The sequence below is a fragment of the Anaerolineales bacterium genome (genome assembly GCA_016928575.1).
In the GTDB taxonomy this organism is placed as follows: domain Bacteria; phylum Chloroflexota; class Anaerolineae; order Anaerolineales; family RBG-16-64-43; genus JAFGKK01.
Genome location: JAFGKK010000048.1, coordinates 1 through 4,491, shown reverse-complemented (window position 1 = coordinate 4,491; position 4,491 = coordinate 1). Strand labels below are relative to the sequence as shown.

3 protein-coding genes are annotated in these 4,491 nt (G+C 62.7%); 1 reads left to right on the top strand and 2 read right to left on the bottom strand.

Going from position 1 to position 4,491, the window contains the following annotated elements; all coding sequences use genetic code 11:
- Positions 1-1,822 (bottom strand): ATP-binding protein (locus tag JW929_06330; GenBank protein MBN1439012.1); only part of this gene is annotated, 1,822 nt, incomplete at its 3' end.
- Positions 1,823-1,899: 77 nt separating this feature from the next.
- Positions 1,900-3,510 carry an FHA domain-containing protein gene (locus JW929_06325; protein MBN1439011.1) on the bottom strand — a complete coding sequence of 537 codons (1,611 nt, stop codon included), beginning with the start codon at positions 3,508-3,510 and terminating at the stop codon, positions 1,900-1,902.
- 508 nt (positions 3,511-4,018) lie between these two features.
- Between JW929_06325 and JW929_06320 the strand changes: the two genes are divergently transcribed.
- Positions 4,019-4,491, top strand: a 473-nt coding sequence (locus JW929_06320; protein ID MBN1439010.1) for a hypothetical protein, incomplete at its 3' end; no start/stop codon positions are given.

Sequence of the window (4,491 nt, the reverse complement as noted above, 5' to 3'; positions counted from 1 at the left end):
TATACGTCCCGGCCTGGTTGTAGGCCAGCGCCAGTTGGACGTACTCGTCCTTGGCCGGCTCGATCACCAGGAAGTTGCGCTCCTGCTGCATGAGGCTGTCGAGCAACCGGCGGCAGGTGTTGGATTTCCCGCTCCCGGTGATCCCGGTGATGAAGATGTGGCGGGTCAGCGTGTCCGTATCGACCGCATAATCCAAATTTTCGATTTCCTCCCCGCCTTCCAACAGCCGCCCGAGGTTCAGCGCGCGGGAGGGATCGTCCACACTGGGCGGGTTCAAACCGAAGGACGCCGAAAGCTGCATCGGCATGCCGGGCATTTCGCGCATCGGCAAATTCGCCAACAGGGTGAGCTCTTCCGTGTTGAGCGGCGTGGTCAGGTTCTCAAAGGCTTCCCCGAAGGGATGGCGCAGCCGCTCGCCGCTTTCCGGCGAAAACAATCGCAGCGGCGGGTGGCGAAATGAATCGAGCGAGGTTTGGATCTGCCCATCCCACAGCGGATTCAGGTTGTGGCCGCGCACCGGTTCGGAGGTGCTCTTCTCGCCGCTGACCAGCGCCTTGAATTGGGCCTGGCCCTGGGCGGCGGCTTCGCCCTGGTTGCTGATCATGTAGACCCCGACGTTCCAGCTGCCCAACGCCTTGGCCGTTTCGAAGCGCTGGGCGGTCTTCTCGAGCAGTTTGACGCATGCCTCGGCGTGCTTGTTGAGGTATTCCTGCCCGAAGGAAAGCGATTCGCCGGTCGTGGTGCCTTCGCTGGTGGAGAGGCTCGTGGACTTGCTGGTCGAATCGGATTCGCCCGTGCTCGTTCCGGTGCTGTCGCTCGTTCCCGAGGAGGGCAGTAGCTGGCTGAACAGGCCCATCATCCCAGAAAGCATGAAGGGGCCGCCGGCCGCCAGGAGCAGCGCGGAGACGCCCGCCAATCCGGCACCCTTCAATCCCTTTCCGACGCCGCCGGATTTTTCGAACATCGCGCCGAGCGATCCTTTGGAAGCGCTCTTCCCTTTGGTCTCCGAGGTGCTGGTGGAGGTGCTCTTGGAAGTGGTGTCGCTTTCCGATCTCGAAACCGAATCCGAGGTGCCGGTGCTGGTGCTGCGGTTGAGGGTGGTCTTGGTGAAGGCCTGCACTTGGCCGGAGAGGGTGTGGCAGGCGGTGACGATCTCGTTGACTTCCCGCTCGCTCATCGGGTCGGCGATCACCAGGTAGATATAGGGCTTCCCGCGCAGACCGCGCATGAAGCGGTCGAGCGACTGCGGGTATTCCTCGGCCTTCTCGCCCGTCTTAACGGAGGGGATGCCGGTGAACGCCCGCGCGTAGCGGTAGGTGGAAAGCGGCAGGTGAACCCGGTCGACGATCTGCTTGTAATCGGCGACGGATTTGACGCGCGTGCCGGGCCAGTTTGAGCACAGGAACTGCCCGAGCTGATCGGCGAAGATTTTCGGCTGGGCGTCGGGCGTGTTGGCGTTTATCCCGATGTAGATCCGGTTGCGCAATCCGTCGCTGGAAACGACGAAAAGCAGCGTGTAACGCGGATCGTGGCAGGCGGCCAGTGTGGTCTGGATCGCCTTGAAGTATTCTTTCTCGGATTCCCTGACCGGCTTGCCGACCTGTTCCACCTCCAGGAAGGCCAGATCGGACGGCGGTTGTTTCCCGCCTTCGAGCATCCGCACCGCGCGGGTATCGAACACCGGTCCGTCGAGGTAATCGCGTTCCAGCGTGAAGAGCAGGGATTTGGAGAGCGCATCCCCGGCCTGAATCAGCATCTCGGCCGACGGGGCAGCCTGGATCTCGGTCGGATCCTTGGGTGCGGGTAGATTGTTATCGGGCATGGATATTCTTCCTTGATCTCGCCCTCATCCCTTCCTTCTCCCAGCGTAAGCTGGGAGAAGGAAGGGATGAGGGGGGGTCACTTCCCGCAAGTGAACGTTGCCGCTCCGAAACGCACCTCGTCGCCCGGCTTGAGCTCGCGCGGCTCGTGTGGCGCCAGCCGTTCTTCGTTGACGAAGGTTCCATTGGTGCTGCCCAGATCCGTCACTTCCAATCGGCCTCCGGCGAGCGTCAATTCGGCGTGGAAGCGCGATACCTTCAACTCGTCCAACTGCAGGTCGTTGCCCTCGCCGCGGCCGATCTTGGTGACGCCTTGCGGGAGGGGTGTGGAGCGTCCGTCGGCGGATGTCAAATGCCATCCTCTCTCCGCCGGGGCGGGAGACTCTTGCGCCCCGGATTCCAGGGCGGATTCGAGCGGGATGATCGTATGCGGTCCGGTGTCGCGCGTCTCCGCCCCGAGTTCCAAGCCGATCCCCTGGACGACGATCTCCTCCGGATTGTCGGCCAGGACGACGTTCGGCGCGCCGAACCGTTCGCGGAGATGTCCGAGAATGGTGAACAGCTGCGACCCTCCGCCGACCAGCACCACCCGGCCGATCTCCTCCTCGCGGAGCGCCGTCGCGGCGAGCGCGTTTTCGATCAGGCTGCGGAACCGGCCGTCCAGGTTGAGCGTGACCTCCCGGAAGCGCGCCTCATCGAGGGAAATCGTCCGGCGGTAGACGGTGCCGTCGCGCATCACCAGGGTCACCGTCCGCTGCGGGACGTGGCGGAGCTGCTCGGATTGCGCCAACTGCCGGCTGAGGGATTCCTTCAATCGCTGGGCGGAGGCGCGCAGGGAAATCACCGCCGAGGGATCGTCGGCCAAGGCCGATGCCGGAATGGCCAGATCGTCGGCGATGCGCGAGGCCAGCGCGGCGTCGTAGAGCCCGCCGCCGAACGGTTCGCCGTAATGCCCGAGGTATTCCAACCTTCCGGTTCGCGGATCCACCCGACCGGCGACGATATCGGTTGTGCTTCCGCCGATGTCGACGATGCAGGTGACCTTGCCGGTCTTCTGGCTGTCCAACTGTCCGCGGTGCCGAAGGCTGAGGATCGCGCCCTCCGGTTCCGCCACGAAGCGGACCCGGGTGAATGCCGGATCGAAGCACCCGCGGACGCACTCCGCGAATTCGTCGAAGACGGCGCCGGCGTGGTCGTACTTCCAGTGAATCGGGTAGGCAAACGTGAACCACAAACGGTCGTCGAACGGAGCTGAGCGCCATTTCTCCTGGCGGATCTGCCCGAGCACGGCCCCGAGCAGCATCCGGGTGTAGGCCAAAGCCCGCTCGTGGGTGTAGCGCTTCTGGTGCGGCAGAGGGTTTTTAAGCAGGTGGGAACCGATACAGGGTTTGAAATACTCGCGGACACGTTCGCGGGCGTGCTCGTCTTCGAGCTGCTGCTGGGCGACTTCGCCGAAACTCTCCAGCGCCTCGCCTTTCGGGTCCAGGCAGATCGCCGCCGGCAGCCGCCGGTCCACGAAGCTGGTGCTCGGCGAGGGCTGGGGATCGGAAGTCAGCCGCAGGTTTCCCCCGGCCGCTTCGTACTCGGCCCGGTACAGGCGCCAGTTGGTGGCGCCGCAATCCAGGGCGAAGAGGGTCAGGGATTGGGGATTCGTCATGGTTGCGGAAGGATTATATCCTTTCTCTTCCATGAAGACCTGCGCCTCAGGCGCGGATTGCGTGCTTTTTTCCCGGTCTGTTCACGTGCGGAATCCCCTGCCTTTGCCCTTCTTTTCCGGTGAGATGGATTTTTCACGTTCCCATGCGCTGGGGGTTCGTTATGGATAACCAGGTTAAGCGTTCGTTTCTGCAGATCGGTGTTTCGGTTTGGATTTCGCCCCAAAAAGTACTAAAGTACTATTCGCTCGGCAACCGAATTATATAAACTAATTATACGACCTGACGCATCCCAAATAGCTCCTTACTCAGCTCAGGATTGAACGTGTGCAGACCGACCCAAACCGGTCGGCGCCGTCAATCGGGCGTTCGAGAAGGAGTTTTTTTATTGGAAAGGAGAAGAAAACCGCATTCTATTGCCGTGTTCCGTCCGCGAGGCATCGCCGATAGCCTATCTGTCTCCCTCCGGCGGAACCCTGTTTTGCCCTTGCCATGCATGAACCGATCGGGCGCCTATTCGCCCCAGAGAAAAGGAGATCCATAATGGACAACCCGCGTCAGGAATCCCCGGAAGTCCGCGAAAGCGTAGAAAAAACCGAAGCCGCGGAACAGCAGCGTCTTGACGACGCCACCTACGACCCCCTCACCTGCGTCGAGCAAACCGGTGATTACAGCGAGGCGGAGTCGATCCAGTCCGACTTGGTCGTACTGGTGGATGACGCCAAGGCGGCGGAGGAGGCGGTCTCGGCCGTCGCGCCGCGCGAACCCGGAGAGGCGGATGCTTCCCAGGCGGCCGCTTCCTCCGGAGAAAGCGGCGGCGCGGTGGATGCCATCCCGATCACCGTCCCCGATGTGCGCACCGAGACGGGAAAAGCCGGCACCTTGCCTGAACCACTCCCCTCGCCGGAGATGGAGGAAGTCAGCACCTTACCCGTGCCGCTTCCCTCACCGGGGATGGAGGAAGTCAGCACCTTACCCGTGCCGCTTCCCTCACCGGGGATGGAGGAAGTCAGCAC